We start from the raw sequence: 20,411 nt of genomic DNA on the forward strand, positions 1-20,411 counted from the left end.
GCACGCTCAGAGGCAGCTAAGGAGAAGCAGACCACGGAGAGACGGGGCGCGGGATGCGCCCAAGGCTGCGATGATATGCAGGGTCCGTGTCATGGAACCGGACTATAGGCCCCCGAACGGAAAAGAAAAGACCAAAACCGCAGCGGGAAGGGAAAGACCCTGGCGCGCAGCTATGGCTCAATTCGCGGGGGCGGTGCCTTCCGGCGCGGGCTCGGCGGGGGCGTCGGACGGCATCTCGGCGGCGGGATCGGCCGCCGGGTCGTCAGGCGCGGGGCTTGCCGTATCCGCCGAGGTTTCGCGCAGCGTGTTGTCCGACCATGTTCCCGAGGCGACCTCGCCGGTCTTGTAGCGCATCACGCCCGCGCCCTGCCGTTTGCCGCGCACGAAGCTGCCCTCATAGACATCGCCATTGGCATAGGTGGCCACGCCCTCGCCGTCGATCTCGCCATCGGTCCAGCCGCCCTCATAGACGAAGCCGTCGGGCATGGTGATCCGGCCCTGGCCTTCACGCTGGCCGTTCTGGAAGCCGCCTTCGTAGACGGTGCCGTCGGCATAGGTGGCGCGGCCCTGCCCGTGGCGCTGCCCGTCGGCCCAGTCGCCCTCGTAGACATAGCCGTCGGGATAGGTCATGCGGCCCTTGCCATGGTTGCGCGCGGCCAGGAACGCGCCTTCATAGACAAGGCCGTTGGCATAGGTTGCCATGCCCTCGCCCTCGATCACGCCCGAGACCCAGCCGCCTTCATAGCTTGATCCGTCGGGATAGGTGATCTTGCCCCGGCCATGCGGAACGTCCTGCGCGAATTGCCCCTGATAGACCGAACCGTCGGGATAGGTGACGGTGCCGACGCCCTCGATCCGGCCCTCGGACCAGTCGCCGTCATAGACATAGCCGTCCGTGCCGCGGAAGACGCCCTTGCCGTGGCGGCGGTCCAGCACGAAGCCGCCTTCGTAGATGTCGCCGTTGGTATAGGTCACCTTGCCCGGCCCCTGCCGCTTGCCGTTGACCATGGTGCCCTCGAAGACATCGCCATTGGCCTGCACAAGGCGGCCCGCGCCGTCCATCTGGCCCTCTTTCCAGCTGCCCTCATAGGTCAGCCCGTCGGCCATCGTCAGCGTCCCCTGACCGGCGCGCGCGCCTGCCAGCATGTCACCCTCGTAGACCGCGCCGTCGGGATAGGTGATCCGGCCCTTGCCCTGCTTCACGCCGTTGACCCAATCGCCCTCGTAGCGGTAGCCGTCGGTGCCCTCCATCACGCCGGTGCCGTGATGCAGCGCGTTGCGGAAGCTGCCGGTATAGCGCGTGCCGTTGGCATAATGCGCCACGCCCTCGCCCGAGATTTCCCCGTCAAGCCAGTCGCCTTCGTAGGTACCGCCATCGGCGAAGGTGATCTTGCCCTTGCCGTTGGGTTTTCCCTGCGCGAACTGGCCCTGATAGACCGAACCGTTGGGAAAGCGCGCCTGGCCTTCGCCAAGGATCTCGCCCATCACCCAGTCGCCTTCGTATTCGTAGCCCGAGGGCAGGGTGTATGTGCCACGCCCGTGCTGCTTGCCGTCCTTGAAGGTGCCGGTGTAAAGCCCGCCATCGTCATATTGCTTCGTCACGACCTCTTGGGCCGTGACCGGCGCGCCCGCCCCCCCCGCCAGAGCGGCCGCGAGTGCGATGCTTGCAAGCTGCCTGCGCAACATGGATGACCCTTTCCCGTTTCCTTGCGGCACCGCGCGGGGGCAACCCCTTGCGCCGCCGGTGAGATCAGAGATTAATGGCAGCGCGGGACAGTGACAAGCGCCGCGGCCCGCCGGGTCATGCTTGCGCTTTCCCTTGCCGAAGCATCTGCTAAATCAGGGGGGATGTGAAAGGACCGCGCGCATGACCGACCGTTTCCGCCTGACCCTGGCCCAGCTCAACCCGACGGTTGGGGCCCTTGCCGCCAATGCCGAGAAGGCGCATGAGGCCTGGCTTGCCGGGCGCGCGGCGGGGGCCGACATGGTGGCCCTGCCCGAAATGTTCCTGACCGGCTATCAGACGCAGGACCTGGTGCTGAAACCCGCCTTCCTGGCCGATGCCATGGCGCATCTGGACACGCTGGCCGCGCGCATCACCGATGGCCCCGCGCTCGGGATCGGCTGCCCCTATGTCGACGAGACCGGCAGCTACAACGCCTGGTGGGTGATCCGCGACGGCAAGGTCGTCGCCCGCATGCTCAAGCATCACCTGCCGCATGACGATGTGTTCGACGAGATGCGGCTGTTCGATGCCGGGCCGATTTCGGGGCCCTACCGGATCGGGCCGCTCAGGATCGGCACGCCGGTGTGCGAGGATGCCTGGCACCCGGACGTGGCCGAGACGCTTGAGGAAACCGGGGCCGAGATCCTTCTGGTTCCGAACGGCTCGCCCTATCGGCGCGACAAGCTGGGGCTGCGCATGAATGTCACCGTGGCGCGGGTGGTCGAGACGGGCCTGCCGCTTGTCTATCTCAATGCCGTGGGGGGGCAGGACGATCAGCTCTTTGACGGGGCAAGCTTCGTGCTGAACCCGCATGGCGCGCTTGCGCTGCAACTGCCGCCCTTCGAGGAGGTGATCGCGCATGTCGATTTCGTCCGCGGGGCCGACGGCTGGCGCGCCGAGCCGGGGCGGCGCGACCCGCAGCCCGACGGCTGGGAGCAGGATTACCGCGCCATGGTTCTGGGGCTGGGCGACTATCTGCGCAAGTCCGGTTTCTCCAAGGTCTTGCTGGGTCTTTCGGGCGGGATCGATTCGGCGCTGGTGGCCACCATCGCGGCGGATGCGCTTGGGCCGCAGAACGTGCGCTGCGTGATGCTGCCCTCCGAATACACCTCGCAGGTTTCGCTGGACGATGCGGCCGATGTGGCGCGCCGGCTGGGATGCCGCCTGGATACCGTCTCGATCGAGGGCGCGCGCGATGCGGTCGAGGGCGCGCTGTCACATCTGATGGAGGGCACGGCGCCCGACGTGACCGAGGAGAACATCCAGTCGCGCCTGCGCGGGCTGATGCTCATGGCGATCTCGAACAAGTTCGGCGAGATGCTGCTGACCACCGGCAACAAGTCCGAGGTCGCGGTGGGATATGCCACGATCTACGGCGATATGGCGGGGGGTTACAATCCGCTCAAGGATCTTTACAAGACCCGCGTCTTCGAGACCTGCCGCTGGCGCAACGCCAACCACCGGCCCTGGATGGCCGCGCCCGCGGGTGAGGTGATCCCGCCGCGCGTCATCGACAAGCCGCCATCGGCCGAGCTGCGCGAAAACCAGAAGGATCAGGACAGCCTGCCGCCCTATGAGGTGCTCGATGCCATCCTCGAACGCCTGATCGAGGGCGATCAGTCCGTGGCCGAGATCGTGGCGGCGGGGTTCGACCGCGCCACGGTCAAGCGGGTGGAACATCTGGTCTATATCTCGGAATGGAAGCGGTTCCAGTCGGCCCCCGGCCCGCGCCTGACCACGCGCGCCTTCTGGCTTGACCGGCGCTATCCGATGGTCAACCGCTGGCGCGATCCGGGCTAGGTTCCGAGCCTCAGATCGGTGTCACCGGACTGAGCGGCAGCAGCCGGCGCACGTCGCGCGCGCGGCACAGTTCCGTCGCGGGCGTCATCACGGCCGCACTGGCCGCCGCGGCGCCGTGTTGCAGCGCCTCGGGCAGCGATTGGTTGCGCGCAAGGGCCAGCACGAAGGCGGCCACGAAGCTGTCGCCCGCCCCCACCTTGGAAACCGGCTGGACGCGGGCGGCCTCGGCGTGCCAGCGCCCGGTTTCGGTGGCAAGGATGTTGCCGTCCCGGCCCCGCGCGACGATCACGGCCCTGGCCACCCCGCGCAACACCAGCGATTGCGCGAAATCCGCGCTGTCGCTGCGCGTGCTCAGGGGCTGGCCGGACAGATCCTGCGCCTCGGCGTCGTCCATGCGCAGCACATCCGCCGGGCGCGCCCCCGAATCGACCAGGCAATGCAGGGCCTTGCCCGAGGTATCCAGAACCAGCCGCGCCTTGGTGCGGGCGATGCGGCTTGCCAGGCGGGCGGGGAAATCGGCCGGGATGCCGGGCGGCTGGCTGCCCGACAGCACCACGAGTCCGTCCTCGGGGGCCACGCGCACGATCCGCGTGAGAACCCGCGCCGTATCGCTGGCGGACCATCCCGGGCCGGGCATGACGAAACGATACTGCTCGCCGGTGCTCATGTCGGTGGCGGTCAGGCTCTGGCGGGTTTCGCCCGGCGCGGGGAAGGGCACAAGCCCGATCCCGGCCTCGGCCAGAAGGCGCATGACCTTGTCGCCGGTGGGGCCGCCCACCGCCACGAAGGCGGTGGAGCGCCCGCCAAGCGCCATGATCGCGCGGCTCACGTTCAGCCCGCCGCCGCCGGGATCGGTATCGGGGCGGGTGCAGCGCAGCTTGCGCTCGGGCAGGATCGCGTCGGCCGCGATCGACAGGTCGACCGTGGGGTTGAGCGTGATCGTCAGAATGCTGGTCATCGTGGCCCCTTCCGCGCGGTCGGGGCAGAGTGCCAGCTTTGCCCTGTCATTCCAAGGATGCTTCGACCGTCCGCTACAGGCTGAGCTGGTAGGATGCGGGCACGAAGCGGAAGCCCGGCCCCCTGGCCTCCAGATAGCCCATGGCGGGGAAGGGCATGTGATAGCCGACGAAGGGCAGCCGCTCGGCGGCGATCATGCCCAGCAGTTCCTTGCGCGTGGCGGCGGCCTGGGCCTTGTCCGCGTCGAAGCGCACCTCCCAGTCGGGCTGTTCCAGCGACCAGACGTAATGGTTGGCCGCATCCGCGATCAGGATCAGGGCCTGCCCCTCGCTTTCGATGCGCCAGGCCATATGGCCGGGGGTATGGCCGAAGGCCTCGATCGCGGTGATGCCGGGGGCGGCCTCGGCGCCGCCCTCGACGAAGGTCATCTTGTCCCCGAGCGGCCTGACCTTCGTGTCGAATCCCTCGTCGCCGGCGGCCGACCAGTGGTTGTGCTCGACCGCGCCGGTGACGTAGCGCGCATTGGCGAAGGTGGGCGCGGTGCCGTCCGACAGCCCGCCGATATGGTCGCCATGCATATGCGTCAGCACCACGATGTCGATCTGTTCGGGGGTGACGCCGGCCGCAGCCAGTGCCGCGGTCATGCCGGCGGGATCGGTGCCGGTATCGAACAGCACCAGCCCCGCCCCGGTATTGACCAGCGTGGGCGTGAAGTAGAAGCGCGCGGCATCGGTGGGAATGAACGCGGCCTCCGAGGCAGCGGCGAATTCCTCGGCGCTTGCGTTCAGCCCGAAGATCTCCTGGGGTTTCTCGACGATGCGGGTGCCGGCGAGCAGCGTCGTGACCTCGTAACTGCCAAGCGTCGTGCGGTGGAAGGGGGCGATCATGGGGCCTGCCATCGGCGCCTTGGCGCGCGCCGGGCGCGCGATCAGGGCGGGCGCCGCGGCAAGGAAGGGCAGGGCGGCTGCGCCCAGAAGGGCGGTGCGGCGCGTCGTCATCACTTTGGTCATCTTGTCTTCCCGTCATGGTGTCATGGGAGGAGGATAGGGCAGGCGGGCCTTATGGCAATGTCGCGCGGGTGCACAGGTCTGTGTGCGGTGCCGCGCTATTCCCACCAGCGGTCTATGGTGGCGATGTCGTCATCCGACCAGCCGAAATGATGCGCCAGTTCGTGGACATAGACATGCGCCACCAGCCGGGCCAGCCCGATATCGCCTCGTGCCGCCCATTCATCGAGGATCGGGCGGCGGAACAGCCAGATCACATCCGGGCCGCCGCCTGGGTCCATCACCGATTTCTCGGTCATCGGCACGCCTTCGTAAAGCCCGGTCAGCTCGAACGGATCCTCGATCTCCAGCGCGTCGAGCAGGGCCTGGTCGGGAAAATCCTCGACGCGCAGCACCACATCGCGGGCGGCGTCGAGGAACGCGGCGGGCAGGGCCGCGCGCGCGGCTTCGGCCAAGGCCTCGATCGTGGCAAGATCCGGTGCCGCCTTTTCCTGCCAGTCTTCCATCACGATCCTCCTTCGGCCTTGTCCCGATATGGACAAAAGCGGCGCCTTGTGAAAGAGCGGAGACCAACAGGAGTTGCACCCATGACCACCGTTACCCGCTTTGCCCCTTCGCCCACCGGCTATATCCATGTCGGCAACCTGCGCACTGCGCTGATGAACTATCTGATCGCGCGCAAGTCGGGCGGCACCTTCATCCTGCGCATCGACGATACCGACCAGGAACGCTCGAAGCAGGAATATGTCGATGCGATCATGGAAGACCTCGAATGGCTGGGCCTGCAATGGGATCGCGTGGAGCGCCAGTCCGAGCGGCTGGACCGTTACGAAGCGGCGGCCGAAAGCCTGCGCCGGTCCGGCAAGCTTTACGAATGTTTCGAAAGCCCGACCGAACTGGACCTGAAGCGCAAGAAGCTGCTGAACATGCACAGGCCCCCGGTCTATGACCGTGCGGCGCTGTCGCTGAGCGCGGAACAGATCGAGCGTTACCGCGAAGAGGGGCGCGAGGGGTATTGGCGCTTCCTTCTCGATCAGGTGCGCACGGAATGGACCGACGGCATCCTCGGGCCGATCTCGATCGACGCGGGCTCGGTGTCGGACCCGGTGCTGATCAAGGCGGGCGGGCAGGTGCTTTATACCTTCGCCAGCTCGGTCGACGACATCCAGATGGGGGTCACGCATATCGTGCGCGGGGCCGACCATGTGACCAATACCGCCACGCAGATCCAGATCATCGAGGCGCTTGGGGGCAAGCCGCCGGCCTTCGCGCATCACAGCCTGCTGACCGGCGCGCAGGGCGAAGAGCTGTCCAAGCGGCTTGGCACGCTGTCGCTGCGCGACCTGCGCGCGCGCGGGATCGCGCCCGAGGCGCTTCTGAGCCTGATGGCGCGGCTTGGTTCCAGCCAACCGGTCGAGCTGCGCATGAGCCTGGACGAGCTGGCCGAGGGGTTCGATCTGGGCCAGTTCGGCGCGGCCCCCACCAAGTTCGATGCCGAGGATCTGATCCCGCTGACCCGTGCACGCAACCAGCATCTGCCCTTCGATGCCGTGGCCGAGCATATCCGCGGGCTGGGAATCCCCGACGATCTTGCGCCGCGCTTCTGGGCGGTTGCGTCGCAGAATATCGACACGCTGGAGGATCTGCGCCATTGGGCCGAGCTGGTCCTGGAAGGTGCCGCGCCGGCGATCGACGCCGAGGATGCCGATTTCGTGGCGCAGGCGCTTGCGATGCTGCCTCCGCCGCCCTTCACCGAGGCGACCTGGGGCGAATGGACCGCGGCGGTCAAGGCCGCGACGGGGAGGAAAGGCAAGGGGCTGTTCATGCCGTTGCGCAAGGCGCTGACGGGGCAGTCGCACGGCCCCGAGATGGCCGACCTGATGCCGCTTTTGCAAAAGGTGCGTGCAGCGTCCTGATCCGGTCATCGGGCTGCAAGGGCGCCGGGGCTCTGCCCCGGACCCCGGGATATTTCCGCGAAGATGAAGAGCCTGTGTACCTGTCGGGGGTCGTTTTTCGTGCCCGATGGGTCGGAAGCGATTTAGCCGCTTGCGCGGGGGCGCGCGCCTCGGGTAGCAAGGAGGGGTCAGGATCGGGAGAATCCGGCCGGGCCCTTCGGGGGCCGTCCGGTGCCGAAGGAGCAACCGCCCCGGTAAACTCTCAGGCGCAAAGGACCGTTCTGGCAACGGACTCTGGAGAGCGGCCTTGCGGCCCGCCGAAGGGATAACGATCTCAGGCGCCCCGGAACGGGCAGGGACAGAGGGGGCATCGGGTTGGACGGGAATGGCCTGTCCGGGATTCGGTGCCGGGATACGACCGGCGAACATAAGGGGGCGGCGATGGCTGACTTGTTGCGGACCGGTCTTCATGACCTGCATGTCGAACTGGGTGCGAAGATGGTGCCTTTCGCGGGCTACGAGATGCCCGTGCAATACCCGATGGGGGTGTTGAAGGAGCATCTGCACACCCGTGCGGCGGCGGGGCTGTTCGATGTCAGCCATATGGGGCAGGTGATCCTGAGCGCGCCGGGGGGTGTTCCGGCGGCCGCGCTTGCGCTTGAGGCGCTGGTGCCGGTGGATATTGCCGGGCTGGCCGAGGGGCGGCAGCGCTATGCGATGTTCACCGGTCCCGAGGGTGGCATTCTTGACGATCTGATGGTGGCCAACCGGGGCGATCATCTGTTCGTCGTGGTCAACGCGGCCTGCAAGGCGGCCGATATCGCGCATCTGCGCGCGCATCGGGGCCTTGAGGTGATCGAGATCACGGACCGGGCCTTGCTGGCCTTGCAGGGGCCTGCGGCCGAGGCGGCGCTTGAGCGGCTGGTGCCCGGCGTGGCCGTGATGCGGTTCATGGATGTGGCCACCTTCGGCTGGAACGGTGCGGAGCTGTGGATTTCGCGCTCGGGCTATACGGGCGAGGACGGGTTCGAGATTTCGCTGCCTGAAGAGCGTGCGGTGGAATTCGCCCGCGCGCTTCTGAAGGACGATGCGGTCGCACCGATCGGCCTTGGCGCGCGCGACAGCCTGCGCCTTGAGGCGGGGCTGTGCCTTTACGGTCATGACATCGACACCACGACCAGCCCGGTCGAGGCGGAGCTGAGCTGGGCGATCCAGAAGGTGCGTCGGGCAGGCGGCGCGCGCGCGGGCGGTTTCCCCGGCGCCGCGCGGATCCTGGGCGACCTGGCCGGGGGCGCGGCGCGCCGGCGGGTGGGCCTTTTGCCCGAGGGTCGGGCGCCGATGCGCGAAGGGGTGGAGATCTTTGCCGGGCCCGAGGGCGGGGCGCCGATCGGCACGGTGACCTCGGGCGGGTTCGGCCCCTCGGTCAACGCGCCCGTCGCCATGGCCTATCTGCCTGCCAGTCTGGCCGAAGGGGCCACCGTCTATGGCGAGCTGCGCGGCAAGCGTCTGCCTGCGCGGATCGCGGCCATGCCCTTCCATCCTACGAATTACAAACGCTGAGGAGCGACCCCATGAAATATACCGAAGATCACGAATGGCTGCGCGTCGAGGGCGACCTGGTCGTGGTGGGCATCACCGCACATGCAAGCGAGCAACTGGGCGATGTCGTCTTTGTCGAACTGCCCGAGCCCGAGACCGTGGTCGCCAAGGGCGACGAGGTGGTGGTGATCGAGTCGGTCAAGGCGGCCTCGGACATCCTGGCCCCGGTCGATGGTGAGATCGTCGAGATCAACGAGGCGCTGGTCGACAATCCGGGCCTTGTGAACGAAGACCCGACGGGGGCGGCGTGGTTCTTCAAGATGAAGGTCGGGGACATGGCCCAGCTTGACGATTTCATGGACGAGGACGCCTATAACGACCTTGTCGGATAATGGCGCCGCGCCGGGGGGCTCCCCCCGGCATATTCCCCGCGCGCGACACGCGGACCCCAGTTGACCGAGGTTGCTATGGCTTTCACCGCGACGAACTACAACACCTACGATTTTGCCAACCGCCGCCATATCGGGCCAAGCCCGGCCGAGATGGCCGAGATGCTGAAGGCGGTTGGCGCGGCAAGCCTTGATGCGCTGATCGACGAAACCGTGCCGGCATCCATCCGGCAGGCGCAGCCGCTGTCCTGGGCGCCGCTGACCGAACATGCGCTTCTGGCGCGGATGCGCGCGGTGGCGGCGAAGAACCGGGTGATGACCTCGCTGATCGGGCAGGGCTATTACGGCACCGTCACCCCGCCCGCGATCCAGCGCAACATCCTTGAGAATCCCGCCTGGTATACCGCCTATACCCCCTACCAGCCCGAGATCGCGCAGGGCCGGCTTGAGGCGCTGTTGAATTTCCAGACCATGGTGTCGGATCTGACCGGCCTTCCGGTCGCCAATGCCAGCCTTCTGGACGAGGCGACCGCCGCCGCCGAGGCGATGGCCATGGCCGAGCGCGTGGCGAAATCGAAGGCGCGCGCGTTTTTTGTCGATGAGAACTGCCACCCCCAGACGATCGCCGTGATCCGCACCCGCGCCGAGCCGCTTGGCCTTGAGGTGATCGTCGGCGCGCCCGACGATCTGGTGCCCGAGCAGGTCTTCGGGGCGATCTTCCAGTATCCCGGCACGCTTGGCCATGTGCGCGACTTCACCGACACGATCGCGGCGCTGCATGCCGCCCGGGCCGTCGCGGTGATGGCGACCGATCTTCTGGCGCTGTGCCTTCTGAAAGAGCCGGGCGCGATGGGGGCCGATATTGCCGTAGGCTCCGCGCAACGCTTCGGCGTGCCGATGGGTTATGGCGGGCCGCATGCCGCCTTCATGTCCTGCCGGGACGCGTTCAAGCGTGCCATGCCGGGCCGGATCGTGGGCGTTTCGGTCGACACGCGCGGCAACAAGGCCTACCGGCTTAGCCTTCAGACCCGCGAACAGCATATCCGCCGCGAAAAGGCCACCTCCAATGTCTGCACCGCGCAGGCGCTTCTGGCGGTGATGGCCTCGTTCTACGCGGTGTTCCACGGGCCGGTCGGGCTGCGCGCGATCGCCGAGATGGTTCATTTCAACGCCATCCGCCTGCGCGACGCGCTGCGCGCGGCTGGCGCCGAGGTCGGACCGGAGGCGTTCTTCGACACGATCACCGTGCATGTGGGGGTCGGGCAGGCCGGCATCCTTGCCGCGGCTGCGCAGCGCGGGCTGAACCTGCGCAAGGTGGGGCGTGACAGCGTCGGCATCTCGGTCGATGAGCTGACCGATGGCGACATCATCGCGCGGGTGCTCGATGCGTTCGGCATTGCCGATCCTGCGCCCGAACCCGCCGCGCCGGCCGTTCCCGCGGCGCTGCTGCGTCAGTCCGCCTACCTCACCCATCCGGTGTTCCACATGAACCGCGCGGAATCCGAGATGATGCGCTATATGCGCCGCCTGTCGGACCGTGACCTCGCGCTTGACCGCGCGATGATCCCGCTGGGGTCGTGCACGATGAAGCTCAACGCCGCGGCCGAGATGATGCCGCTGACCTGGCCCGAATTCGGCTCGCTGCATCCCTTCGCCCCGGCCGATCAGGCGCAGGGCTACCATGAGGCGATCGCGGATCTGACCGAAAAACTGTGCGAGATCACCGGCTATGATGCCTTCTCGATGCAGCCCAATTCCGGTGCGCAGGGCGAATATGCCGGGCTTCTGACGATCGCCGCCTATCACCGCGCCAATGGCGAGGGGCATCGCAAGGTCTGCCTGATCCCGGTCTCGGCCCATGGTACGAACCCCGCCTCGGCCCATATGGCCGGGATGGAGGTCGTCGTGGTCGGATCCGCCCCCAATGGTGACGTGGACCTGGAGGATTTCGAGGCCAAGGCACAGGCCGCGGGCGACCGGCTGGCCGCCTGCATGATCACCTACCCCTCGACCCATGGCGTGTTCGAGGAAACCGTGCGCCAGATCTGCAAGATCACCCACGATCTGGGCGGACAGGTCTATCTGGACGGCGCCAACATGAATGCGCTCGTGGGCCTCGTGAAACCCGGCGAGATCGGCTCGGACGTAAGCCACCTCAACCTGCACAAGACCTTCGCCATCCCGCATGGCGGCGGCGGGCCCGGCATGGGGCCGATCGGGGTCAAGGCGCATCTCGCGCCCTTCCTTCCGGGGCATCCCGCGACCGGCGGGGCCGAAGGGCCGGTCTCGGCCGCCCCCTATGGCTCGGCCTCGATCCTGCTGATCTCCTGGGCCTATTGCCTGATGATGGGCGGCGCGGGGCTGACCCAGGCGACGCGCGTGGCGATCCTGAATGCCAATTACATCGCGGCGCGGCTGAAATCGGATTATCCGATCCTCTTCATGGGCAATCGCGGCCGCGTGGCGCATGAATGCATCCTCGACACCCGCCCCTTCGCCGAAGCCGGCGTAAGCGTGGACGATATCGCCAAGCGCCTGATCGACAACGGCTTCCACGCCCCGACGATGAGCTGGCCCGTCGCGGGCACGCTGATGGTGGAGCCCACCGAATCCGAAACCAAGGCCGAGATCGACCGCTTCATCACCGCGATGCTGGCGATCCGCGCGGAAATCCGTGCCGTCGAAGACGGCCGGATCGCCCCCGGGGAGTCGCCGCTGCACCACGCCCCCCACACGGTCGAGGATCTGGTCGCCGAATGGGACCGCGCCTATAGCCGCGAAGAGGGCTGCTTCCCGCCGGGCGCCTTCCGGGTCGACAAATACTGGCCCCCCGTCGGGCGCGTCGACAACGTGTTCGGAGACCGCAATCTCGTCTGCACCTGCCCCCCGCTCGAAGCCTACGCCGCCGAGTGACTTCTTCAGAGCCGAAATATCCCCGCCGGAGGCCTCCACGGATTTTCACCCGCGCTTCCGGCGGAGGGCAGCACAGGCCGTGTCCCCCTTGAAAGCACGCCCGGGGCTTCCAATGTATTCGGAAAGCTGAATGCAAAAGGGTGCCATGACCGATTTCGTGAAACTCACATGCCTCGACTGCGGGCAGGGCAACCGCGTCCCGGCGGGCAAGCTGTCGGAGGCCCCGAAATGCGGGGTCTGCGGGGCGGGGCTCGTGTCGGGCAAGGTTGCAGCACTTGATCTGAAAACGCTTGAAAAGGCCGCCAAGGTCGACGGCCTTCCTCTGCTCGTGGATTTCTGGGCGCCCTGGTGCGGCCCCTGCCGCGCGATGGCGCCCGAGTTCCAGAAGGCCGCCCGGATGCTTGCGCCGAAGGTGCGGCTGGCCAAGGTCGACACGCAATCCCACCCCGACGCCGCGATCCGCTACGCCATCCGGGGCATCCCGGCCTTCATCCTGTTCCACAAGGGACGCGAGGTCGTGCGGCTTGCGGGCGCCCGCCCCGCCGCAGACCTCGTGGCGCTGGTCCACAGCAAGGTGCACGATCCCGCCTGACTGCGCCCGATTGGCGCGGGGGCGCCAAAAAAGCGAGCGGCGCAAAGAGCATCGCTTGACAACGCCCCGTGCTTGAGCGAAACACCCGCCCACGGTGAGGGGCAGTAGCTCAGTTGGGAGAGCGCGTCGTTCGCAATGACGAGGTCAGGGGTTCGATCCCCCTCTGCTCCACCAAACCGTCTCTGAAAAACACCGCATAGCCTTCCCTTTCGCCACAGACACTGCCTCTGACGGGGGCCATCGGCGTTGAAACGGCCTGCGCCGCATCGGGCATGGGCGGCAGCAGCGCGGACGGATGCGCGTCTGGCAGGACCATCCGCGTTCACGAGGATGTCGCGTTCCGAAAAACCTCGTATTGCGCGGCGAATGCGCGCTTGTAGGCGGGCCGGGCCTCGGCGCGGGCGATGTAGTCCATGAACACCGGATACGCCTCGAGCAGCCCCGAGCCTTCCAGCCGGCGGAGCGCATGGACCATGAGAATGTCGGCGGCGCTGAAAGCGCCGACCAGCCATTCCGCGTCGCCAAACGCGGCGGCAAGCTGATCCAGCCGTATCCTGATACGCGCGTCCACCATGGCGAAGCGCTCTGCCTGCCAGCTCTTGTCCGCTTCGAAATACGTCACATACTCGCGCTCCGCGATTGGCGGCTCGACAGTGTTCAGCGCGGCGAAGATCCAGCTTGTTGCCCTGGCGCGCGCGGCTTCGCCTTTGGGCAGAAGGCCATCGTGACGTTCCGCGATATGAAGGACGATGGCCCCCGACTCGAACAGGCAGATGCCCTCATCCTCGAAGGTCGGTATCTGCCCGAACGGCTGAAGCGCAAGATGCGCCGGTTGCTTCATCTCTTCAAACGTCACCAGGCGCAGGTCGTAAGGCTGCCCCACCTCTTCCAGCGCCCACCGGACACGCATGTCGCGCGCCAGCCCTGCGCCTTTGTCGGGCGAGGCCTTGAATGCCGTGATCGTAGGCATGTCATTCCCCCCAAGGCATGAAGTCGCGTTATCTTGCCAGTCCTTCCTATAACCGACATCCGTCAACTGCGCAGCATTGCCCAAAGCGGACCCCCGGCCGACTTTCGCCGTGCCTTGCACGGCCGGCCGCCTGGCTCGGGAATGGGCGCGGCAAGGCCGGCAAGGGGCAAACCTGTCTGATAGGCGCGGCGATCCCGGCTCTGCGCCGCCAGCCAGAGCCCCTTCACCATGTCTTGTCATTTCTCGGCGCGCGGGCTTGGATGAGCGGACATGCGGGAAGAGGGGGGGCATCGGCGCAATGGGTTTCGAAAGCTGGGCGGCCTATGTTCTGGCCTATGTCGTGATCTCGGCCTTGCCGGGGCCAAGCGTCCTGATGGTCGTGGGGCAATCCCTAGCGCGGGGGCGGCGGGCCGCCCTTGCCTGCATCGTCGGGGATCTGGCCGGAGGGGTAGTGGTCATGGTCACCTCATATCTGAGGCTGGGGCTGATCCTGTCGGTTTCCGGCAGCGCGTTCCATGCACTCAAATGGGCGGGGGTGGCCTATATGGCATGGCTCGGGATCGCGCAGATCCGGGCGGCCGGGCAGGCCGGCACGCCGGACGCATCACCGGCACGGGGCAGCCTGCGGGCGGGGTTCCTGACCGGGGTGCTCAATCCCAAGGCGATCATGTTCTACATGGCATTTCTGGCGCAGTTCATGGATCCCGGCGCCCCGCAACTGCCGCAATTTCTTATCCTCATGGCGACATCTTCGATGATCGTCGCGGGGGTGCTTGGGGGCTATGCCTGTCTTGCAGTGCGGATCGGGGGGCGGCTGCAATCGGCACGGGCGCGCCGGCGCATGGGGGTTGCGGGCGGATCGTGCCTTCTGGGCGGCAGCGCGGTGATGGCGATCAGCCGTTAGCTTGCCTTGCCGGGCAAACTCGGAAATGTTGGAAGGCGATAATTCTGTCGGCGTCATGTGGAACGTGTAGCAGCTTCGGCGCCGGAAAATGAAAAGACCGGGCTGCGCGCTGCATCCCGGCCATTCGGCGAATCTCCATGCAAGGCAGCGTGGCCGCCTGTCCTCAGCGGGAATAGCAGCGCGACTTGCGTCCGAACCCAGCGGGCGAGCAGACGTAGCGCCCTTTGCCAAGCGTGCGTGTCGGCGCCTTGGGCTTCGCGGGTGTTGTCGCGGCAGCGTTGCTCAGCTTGCCGCGCTTTGCCAGCCAGTCGAAGGTGGCGGTGCCTTTTCCGGCAACGCTCGAGGCCAACATCGGAAGCGTCCGTAGCTCGGCGAAGCCGCCCTGGGCGAGCGCTGCGCCCGAGGCGCCGATGCTGATGGCGGAGAACAGAATGATACCTTTGAGCGCGCGGCGGCCACGGGCTTTTACGTTCGTCATTTCTTGTTCCTCGCATTTCGGCATGCAACCACAGGGAGTGCCCGGGCAGGGGGCTCTTGAATTTCCGTGGGCATCTTTCAGGTTTGACGCAGACTATGTTTCCCGATGGCTAATGTGCAACTGCGGCAAAAATGCGAAGTTTTATGGGCCGCCCGCGATTTTCGTGGGCGGCCCATAATAATTAATGAAAGCAGGATGTTGCAATCATCACTCGTGCAGGCGGATTGTTGCCGCCTTGTGATCAATAGGCGCGGATCACTCCAGAATCTGGTTCTTGACCCGCCAGTCGGGCGTGCCGAATCCCTCAGGCCAGGGGTAAACCTCAAGTTGGTTGAAGTAGGAAATGCCCACAAGCGCCGGGTATTCGGGCTTGACCTGCCGGACCGAATTCTCCCACATCGCTACATAATCCGCATCGCCGACATAGCCAAGCTCGGCTACCACGACGGGTTTTCCGAAGGCGGCCGCGCGTTCATAGCGGGGGGCGAAGATCTCGTCGAAGGTGCGGTCATGGCCGTATTTGGCCTGATCCCAAGCTTGCAGGCCAAAGACCGAAACGCCCACCAGGTCGACATATTCGTCGCCGGGATAATAGTCCTGCATGCCCTCATCCCCCAGCGGCGACCACATCACGGTGATCTGGGGGGCGGATTTGCGGCAAAGGTCGACCACATGGTGATAGGCCGCGATGTAATCCTGGGGCTCCCAGCCGGCCCAGATGAACTGGCCGTTGTCATCATCCATTTCGTGGCCCCAACGCAGCGTGACGGGGCTTTTCAACGTGGCCAGCACGTTGCACACGGCGGCGACGTTCGCGTCATATTCCCCCGAGGAGATGCCGTTGCGCAGGTAGCGCGCGGTGTTGCGTTCGCTGCGCGACCAGGTCCACGGCTCCAGCGTCACAAGAAGCGCGCGGTTGCGTTCCTGGGCATAGGCATCGGCATCGTTCAGCGAGGGAAGGTAGACATCTTCCCACGGCAGGAAAAGATGCTCGATGACCACTTCGGTGTCGCGCGCGAAATCCCCGTCGGGATCGTAAACGCCGAAGGGCACCTCGCCCGGTGGCGCGGCAATTCCCGCACCCGCCGCCAGGATGATTGCGGCCGTCAGTGCCGCCGCCAGCCCCTTCCGGCCATGGCCGTTTCGGTTTTTCTGGTCAATTCCCTTCATGATCCAGTCTCCTTGCTTGCCCAATGTCGTGCCTTGCGCACGGTTCAGTTCCAATGCGGGTCAAATCTAAATCTGACCTCGCCCGTCTTTTTGCTGCCCGCCCCCGAGGCCGCATATTCCACCCTTGAAAGGCCGAAAGGCTCCAGCCCCACCAAGAGGGCGTGCAGGCTTTCCTTGCCGCGCAGGCCCACCGCGCCGATCAGCAGGGCCACCAGCATGACGAACACTCCGATCTGGCCGATGGCCGCACGCTTTTGCCCCTGCCAACCGGCGCCGTTGTCCCAAAGGTGACGCAACACGATCACCCCCACAACAATTGTGTAGAGAAGCGCGTTAAAAACAGAGAGAAGATAGAAACCGCGCGCCTCTGTCACACCCCCCACCAGTAGGACCGGCAAAAGCAGGAAGGCGGCAAAGCCCGCATAGACTGCGACGATGCGCCATGGCAGGCTGTGCCGGGCCGCCGCACCCTTCGGGGTAATGCGGAAATCCACGAATTTTCCGGTGATCCGGTCGCGGATGGCCATCGCGCAGCCCCAGAACACCCAGGGCCATTTCAGCGCAAGAAACAGCGCATGTTCCCACGCGATGACATGCGCGTCGCGCGGCCGGAAAAAGCCGTCCCGGCGCAGGGAGTAGGCGAAGACGATCATCGCCGTGACGGCAGGCAGCGAATGCCCGATGAAGCCCGGATAGGTGACATCGGCAAAGCGGATGTCGAACAGGATCGCCGCGATCGGCATCACGAACATCATCCCGATCACCGCCGCGAAGATCGGATACCAAAGCTGGCACAGCACGAAGAGGAATTTCAGCCGCAGCGGAAGTTTCGGCAGATACCGGGGCGTATAGCGCAGGAACAGCGACAGCAGGCTGCGCGACCACTGGAATTCCTGCGTGGCAAGGTCGGCCACATTGGCCGGCCCGTCGCCATAGGCGATCGCGTCGATCGCATGCACGCCCCGCCAGCCGCCCGCATTCATCAGCATCGTGGTCGAATGGTCCTCGGCCAGTTCGGGGCCAAGCCCGCCGACCTCTTTCAACGCGGCGGTGCGCACGGCGTAATGCGAACCGATGCACATCGGGGCAAGCGCGCCGGTATAGCCGGACTGGAAAACGCCATGAAACGCGGCTTCGGAATAAAGCCGGGTGCGCGCGGCCCAGCTTTGCCCCGCATTGGCCGAACAGATCGAAGGCGCGGTGACATATCCCACGCCGGGATCGGCGAAGGGCCGCAGAACCTCGCGCAGATAGCCCGGCTGGGGAACGTGATCGGCATCGAGCTGCGAGACGATATCGTAATCGCGATAGCCCCAGTGATCGTAGAAATAGGCTAGGTTGCCTTCCTTGCAGCGGGTACGGCGCGGCCATTCGGCGCGGTGGTATTCCGCCACGCCTTTGCGCGACGAGATCCGCACGCCATGCGCGGCGCACCAGGCCTCAGTCTCGGGCTGGGGGTCTTCGTCGGCCAGCCAGGTGTCATGGGGATAGTCCTGCGCCAGCATCGCCTGAAGCGTGTGGCGAAGCACCTCGAAAGGCTCTGACGGGGTCTTGGTGACGATCATCGCCACGCGCCAGCGGCCCGGCTCGGGCAGCGGCGCGACCGAGCGCTGCGCCATCAGGAACACGGTCATGAAATAGAACTGCATGGCATAAAGCCAGATCAGCGCCAACGTGGCCGCCCAATAGGCATAGGGATTGAGGATATGCCCCGGCTGTAACCACCAACCCCAGAAATATCCCGTTCCGATAGCCCAGAGCACCCCAAGCACAGTATATTTGAAGGCCCGGCCGCCTTGCAGGATAGGTGCAAGATAGACAGGCCGGTCCGGATCAGCCGCGGCGCGCATCGTCGGGCTCGGCGTCGGGCAGGGGGCCGACGAACCAGGGGGCCGCGTGGGCCACGATCGTGTCTATATCGGTGAACTCGGCGCGAAAGCCCAAAACCTGCGCGGCGCGGGCGGGATCGGCCGTCAGTTCGGGCGGGTCGCCGTCGCGGCGCGGCGCCTCGGTCACGGGAACGGGCAGGCCGGTCACACGCTCGACCGCGGCGATGATCTCGCGCACGGACTGGCCCTGGCCGGTGCCAAGGTTCAGCGCGACGCTGTCGCCTCCCTTTGCCAGGTAATCCAGCGCCATCACATGCGCACGCGCCAGATCGGCTACGTGGATATAGTCACGGATGCAGGTGCCGTCGGGGGTGGGATAATCAGTGCCGAAGACCTGGAGCGCAGGGCGAAGCCCCGCCGCCGCCAGAAGGGTCAGCGGCAGAAGGTGGGTTTCGGGCGTGTGACGTTCGCCAAGCGCGCCGCCGGGATCGGCGCCGGCCGCGTTGAAATAGCGCAGCGCGACATGGCGCATCCCGTAGGCCGGCGCGTAATCGCGCAGCATCCATTCGCAGACCAGCTTGGTGCGGCCATAGGGGTTGATCGGCGCCTGCGGCATGTCCTCGTGGATCGGCAGGGCGGCGGGCGTGCCATAGGTTGCGCAGCTTGACGAGAACACGATCTGATCGACGCCCGCCTCGCGCGCGGCCGACAGAAGCGACATCATGCCGCCCACGTTATTGTCGTAATAGGCATGCGGATCGGCCACGGATTCGCCCACATAGGCCGAGGCCGCGAAATGCAGGATGCCCTGGATGTCATGCGCCTTCAGCGCCGCCAGGACGGCCTCACGGTCGCGCAGGTCCGCCTCGACCAGCGGGCCCCAGCGGACATTGTCGGCATGCCCGGTCGAGAGGTTGTCGATCACCACGGGAACGGCCCCCGCCTCGGCAAGGGCCTTGCAGCTGTGTGAGCCAATGAATCCGGCGCCGCCGGTTACAAGAATGCGTCGTGCTTGTGGCATCAGGATACCCGCGCAGGGGCCTCTTTCTTCTGGCGCAGTTCCTGGGCGAAATGCGCGATAGTCCGGTCCAGTCCTTCGCTGAGCGGAACCGTCGGTGCCCAGCCCAGCCACGCTGCCGCACGGGAAATGTCGGGGCGGCGCTGGCGCGGATCGTCTACCGGCAGGGTTTCGAATACAAGCCCCGACGACGCGCCGGTCTTGTCCAGCACCAGACGGGCCAGTTCCAGAATGGTGAATTCGCCCGGATTGCCCAGGTTGACGGGGCTGACGCGCTCGGGCGGGGTGGCCATCAGCGCGATGAGGCCCGCGACCAGATCGTCGACATAGCAGAACGAACGGGTCTGCGCGCCATTGCCGTAAATCGTGATGTCCCGCCCGGTCAGGGCCTGCATGATGAAGTTCGACACGACCCGCCCGTCATCGGGGTTCATCCGCGGACCGTAGGTGTTGAAGATCCGTGCGATCTTGGTCACCACGCCGTAGCGGTCGTTGTAATCGTGAAACAGCGTTTCCGCGCCGCGCTTGCCTTCGTCATAGCAGGCGCGCGGGCCGAAGGTGTTCACCGAACCGCGGTAATCCTCGACCTGGGGCGAGATTTCGGGGTCGCCATAGACCTCCGAGGTCGAGGCCTGAAGGATCCGCGCTTCTTTCTCGCGCGCAAGATCGAGAAGGTTGAGCGCGCCCACGACCGAGGTCTTGAAGGTGTGGATCGGGTCGATCTGGTATTTCGGCGGCGATGCCGGGCAGGCCAGGTTGTAGATTTCATGCACATCGCCGGAAACCTGCAACGGCACGATCACGTCGTGCAGGCGGAATTCGAACCGCGGATGGGCGGTCAGATGCTCGATATTCGCCATGCGGCCGGTTTCGAGGTTGTCGACGCACAAGATGTTGTGGCCTTGCGCAATCAGCCTGTCGCACAGGTGCGATCCGACAAACCCCGCGCCGCCGGTAACGACGATACGCTTCTCGGACGGCGCAGACTGTCCGCCATCCCGCTTGGATGTTGCGCTGATCTTGACGACTTCACCCGCCATGGTAACCCCCCTCGGCCCCTCGCCGATACTGACAAACCGTTTTGAACCCGCTTTCCCCTTTTGTCCGCTCTCGCGGTCCGTCTGTTGCCGTTCGTAAGACAATTGGCCCACGGAAATGGGGTTAAGTGGATAAAAATCAACAGTATTTACGCGTTCACAATTTGATAACCAAAGCCTATCAACT

Annotated in this window: 17 protein-coding genes, 1 tRNA gene and 1 riboswitch; of the genes, 8 read left to right on the top strand and 10 right to left on the bottom strand. The window is 66.0% G+C overall.

From position 1 onward, the window contains the following. Positions 1–177: 177 nt before the first annotated feature. Positions 178–1,686 (bottom strand): MORN repeat-containing protein, encoded by a 1,509-nt coding sequence (locus AC4PTO_RS04075; protein WP_492732137.1) that lies wholly within the window; start codon positions 1,684–1,686, stop codon positions 178–180. A gap of 181 nt (positions 1,687–1,867) precedes the next feature. On the opposite strand from AC4PTO_RS04075, the gene AC4PTO_RS04080 reads away from it, so the two are divergent. Beyond that, on the top strand, positions 1,868–3,526 hold the full coding sequence (locus AC4PTO_RS04080) for an NAD+ synthase (RefSeq protein ID WP_492732139.1): 1,659 nt from the start codon (positions 1,868–1,870) through the stop codon (positions 3,524–3,526). 10 nt (positions 3,527–3,536) lie between these two features. On the opposite strand, the gene AC4PTO_RS04085 is transcribed toward AC4PTO_RS04080, so the two are convergent. The 3 genes from AC4PTO_RS04085 to AC4PTO_RS04095 form a co-directional block, all read right to left on the bottom strand. Beyond that, on the bottom strand, positions 3,537–4,484 hold the full coding sequence (locus AC4PTO_RS04085) for a 1-phosphofructokinase family hexose kinase (RefSeq protein ID WP_492732141.1): 948 nt from the start codon (positions 4,482–4,484) through the stop codon (positions 3,537–3,539). 73 nt (positions 4,485–4,557) lie between these two features. Further along, entirely contained in the window at positions 4,558–5,493 is a 936-nt protein-coding gene (locus AC4PTO_RS04090) for an MBL fold metallo-hydrolase (RefSeq protein ID WP_492732143.1), read from the bottom strand. 95 nt (positions 5,494–5,588) lie between these two features. Further along, positions 5,589–5,996 carry a metallopeptidase family protein gene (locus tag AC4PTO_RS04095; protein ID WP_492732145.1) on the bottom strand — a complete coding sequence of 136 codons (408 nt, stop codon included), beginning with the start codon at positions 5,994–5,996 and terminating at the stop codon, positions 5,589–5,591. An 81-nt stretch (positions 5,997–6,077) separates the two neighbouring features. Here AC4PTO_RS04095 and gltX point away from each other — a divergent pair, with 81 nt between their 5' ends. The 6 genes from gltX to AC4PTO_RS04125 all read left to right on the top strand — a co-directional run bounded on the left by gltX (position 6,078) and on the right by AC4PTO_RS04125 (position 12,992). Continuing rightward, positions 6,078–7,406 (top strand): glutamate--tRNA ligase, encoded by a 1,329-nt coding sequence (gltX, locus tag AC4PTO_RS04100; protein ID WP_492732147.1) that lies wholly within the window; start codon positions 6,078–6,080, stop codon positions 7,404–7,406. Between the two features lie 164 nt (positions 7,407–7,570). Then, positions 7,571–7,674, top strand: a riboswitch (glycine riboswitch). Positions 7,675–7,826: 152 nt separating this feature from the next. Then, entirely contained in the window at positions 7,827–8,945 is a 1,119-nt protein-coding gene (gcvT, locus tag AC4PTO_RS04105; RefSeq protein ID WP_492732149.1) for a glycine cleavage system aminomethyltransferase GcvT, read from the top strand. A gap of 11 nt (positions 8,946–8,956) precedes the next feature. Then, positions 8,957–9,316: a glycine cleavage system protein GcvH gene (gene gcvH, locus AC4PTO_RS04110; protein WP_492732152.1), complete on the top strand. Its 360-nt coding sequence runs from the start codon at positions 8,957–8,959 to the stop codon at positions 9,314–9,316. A gap of 75 nt (positions 9,317–9,391) precedes the next feature. Then, positions 9,392–12,226: an aminomethyl-transferring glycine dehydrogenase gene (gene gcvP / locus AC4PTO_RS04115; RefSeq protein ID WP_492732154.1), complete on the top strand. Its 2,835-nt coding sequence runs from the start codon at positions 9,392–9,394 to the stop codon at positions 12,224–12,226. A gap of 130 nt (positions 12,227–12,356) precedes the next feature. Then, positions 12,357–12,818, top strand: coding sequence for a thioredoxin family protein (locus AC4PTO_RS04120; protein WP_492732156.1), 462 nt, complete (start codon positions 12,357–12,359; stop codon positions 12,816–12,818). A gap of 98 nt (positions 12,819–12,916) precedes the next feature. Then, a tRNA-Ala gene (locus tag AC4PTO_RS04125) sits at positions 12,917–12,992 on the top strand. A gap of 148 nt (positions 12,993–13,140) precedes the next feature. Here AC4PTO_RS04125 and AC4PTO_RS04130 read toward each other — a convergent pair. Continuing rightward, the gene (locus AC4PTO_RS04130) at positions 13,141–13,788 is read right to left on the bottom strand and encodes a glutathione S-transferase family protein (RefSeq protein ID WP_492732158.1); all 648 of its coding nucleotides are present in this window, start codon (positions 13,786–13,788) and stop codon (positions 13,141–13,143) included. Positions 13,789–14,086: 298 nt separating this feature from the next. Between AC4PTO_RS04130 and AC4PTO_RS04135 the strand changes: the two genes are divergently transcribed. After that, positions 14,087–14,692: a LysE family translocator gene (locus AC4PTO_RS04135; protein WP_492732161.1), complete on the top strand. Its 606-nt coding sequence runs from the start codon at positions 14,087–14,089 to the stop codon at positions 14,690–14,692. 163 nt (positions 14,693–14,855) lie between these two features. Here the strand turns inward: AC4PTO_RS04135 and AC4PTO_RS04140 are convergent, their stop codons facing one another. The 5 genes from AC4PTO_RS04140 to AC4PTO_RS04160 form a co-directional block, all read right to left on the bottom strand. Then, positions 14,856–15,170 carry a hypothetical protein gene (locus tag AC4PTO_RS04140; RefSeq protein WP_492732163.1) on the bottom strand — a complete coding sequence of 105 codons (315 nt, stop codon included), beginning with the start codon at positions 15,168–15,170 and terminating at the stop codon, positions 14,856–14,858. Positions 15,171–15,425: 255 nt separating this feature from the next. Beyond that, the gene (locus tag AC4PTO_RS04145; protein WP_492732165.1) at positions 15,426–16,340 is read right to left on the bottom strand and encodes a glycoside hydrolase family 26 protein; all 915 of its coding nucleotides are present in this window, start codon (positions 16,338–16,340) and stop codon (positions 15,426–15,428) included. Between the two features lie 44 nt (positions 16,341–16,384). After that, entirely contained in the window at positions 16,385–18,190 is a 1,806-nt protein-coding gene (locus AC4PTO_RS04150; RefSeq protein ID WP_492732167.1) for a glycosyltransferase family 2 protein, read from the bottom strand. Then, positions 18,174–19,190, bottom strand: coding sequence for a UDP-glucose 4-epimerase GalE (gene galE / locus AC4PTO_RS04155; RefSeq protein WP_492732169.1), 1,017 nt, complete (start codon positions 19,188–19,190; stop codon positions 18,174–18,176). The genes AC4PTO_RS04150 and galE overlap by 17 nt, the downstream gene beginning before the upstream one ends. Next, the gene (locus tag AC4PTO_RS04160) at positions 19,190–20,227 is read right to left on the bottom strand and encodes a UDP-glucuronic acid decarboxylase family protein (RefSeq protein ID WP_492732171.1); all 1,038 of its coding nucleotides are present in this window, start codon (positions 20,225–20,227) and stop codon (positions 19,190–19,192) included. The genes galE and AC4PTO_RS04160 overlap by 1 nt, the downstream gene beginning before the upstream one ends. Between the last annotated feature and the right edge of the window lie 184 nt (positions 20,228–20,411).

This window comes from Rhodobacter maritimus, assembly GCF_058747975.1.

Coding starts and splice junctions, on each gene's coding strand:
- AC4PTO_RS04075 (WP_492732137.1), bottom strand. CDS start 1,686: ATGTTGCGCAGGCAGCTTGCAAGCATCGCACTCGCGGCCGCTCTGGCG.
- AC4PTO_RS04080 (WP_492732139.1), top strand. CDS start 1,868: ATGACCGACCGTTTCCGCCTGACCCTGGCCCAGCTCAACCCGACGGTT.
- AC4PTO_RS04085 (WP_492732141.1), bottom strand. CDS start 4,484: ATGACCAGCATTCTGACGATCACGCTCAACCCCACGGTCGACCTGTCG.
- AC4PTO_RS04090 (WP_492732143.1), bottom strand. CDS start 5,493: ATGACCAAAGTGATGACGACGCGCCGCACCGCCCTTCTGGGCGCAGCC.
- AC4PTO_RS04095 (WP_492732145.1), bottom strand. CDS start 5,996: ATGGAAGACTGGCAGGAAAAGGCGGCACCGGATCTTGCCACGATCGAG.
- gltX (WP_492732147.1), top strand. CDS start 6,078: ATGACCACCGTTACCCGCTTTGCCCCTTCGCCCACCGGCTATATCCAT.
- gcvT (WP_492732149.1), top strand. CDS start 7,827: ATGGCTGACTTGTTGCGGACCGGTCTTCATGACCTGCATGTCGAACTG.
- gcvH (WP_492732152.1), top strand. CDS start 8,957: ATGAAATATACCGAAGATCACGAATGGCTGCGCGTCGAGGGCGACCTG.
- gcvP (WP_492732154.1), top strand. CDS start 9,392: ATGGCTTTCACCGCGACGAACTACAACACCTACGATTTTGCCAACCGC.
- AC4PTO_RS04120 (WP_492732156.1), top strand. CDS start 12,357: ATGCAAAAGGGTGCCATGACCGATTTCGTGAAACTCACATGCCTCGAC.
- AC4PTO_RS04130 (WP_492732158.1), bottom strand. CDS start 13,788: ATGCCTACGATCACGGCATTCAAGGCCTCGCCCGACAAAGGCGCAGGG.
- AC4PTO_RS04135 (WP_492732161.1), top strand. CDS start 14,087: ATGGGTTTCGAAAGCTGGGCGGCCTATGTTCTGGCCTATGTCGTGATC.
- AC4PTO_RS04140 (WP_492732163.1), bottom strand. CDS start 15,170: ATGACGAACGTAAAAGCCCGTGGCCGCCGCGCGCTCAAAGGTATCATT.
- AC4PTO_RS04145 (WP_492732165.1), bottom strand. CDS start 16,340: ATGAAGGGAATTGACCAGAAAAACCGAAACGGCCATGGCCGGAAGGGG.
- AC4PTO_RS04150 (WP_492732167.1), bottom strand. CDS start 18,190: ATGCGCGCCGCGGCTGATCCGGACCGGCCTGTCTATCTTGCACCTATC.
- galE (WP_492732169.1), bottom strand. CDS start 19,190: ATGCCACAAGCACGACGCATTCTTGTAACCGGCGGCGCCGGATTCATT.
- AC4PTO_RS04160 (WP_492732171.1), bottom strand. CDS start 20,227: ATGGCGGGTGAAGTCGTCAAGATCAGCGCAACATCCAAGCGGGATGGC.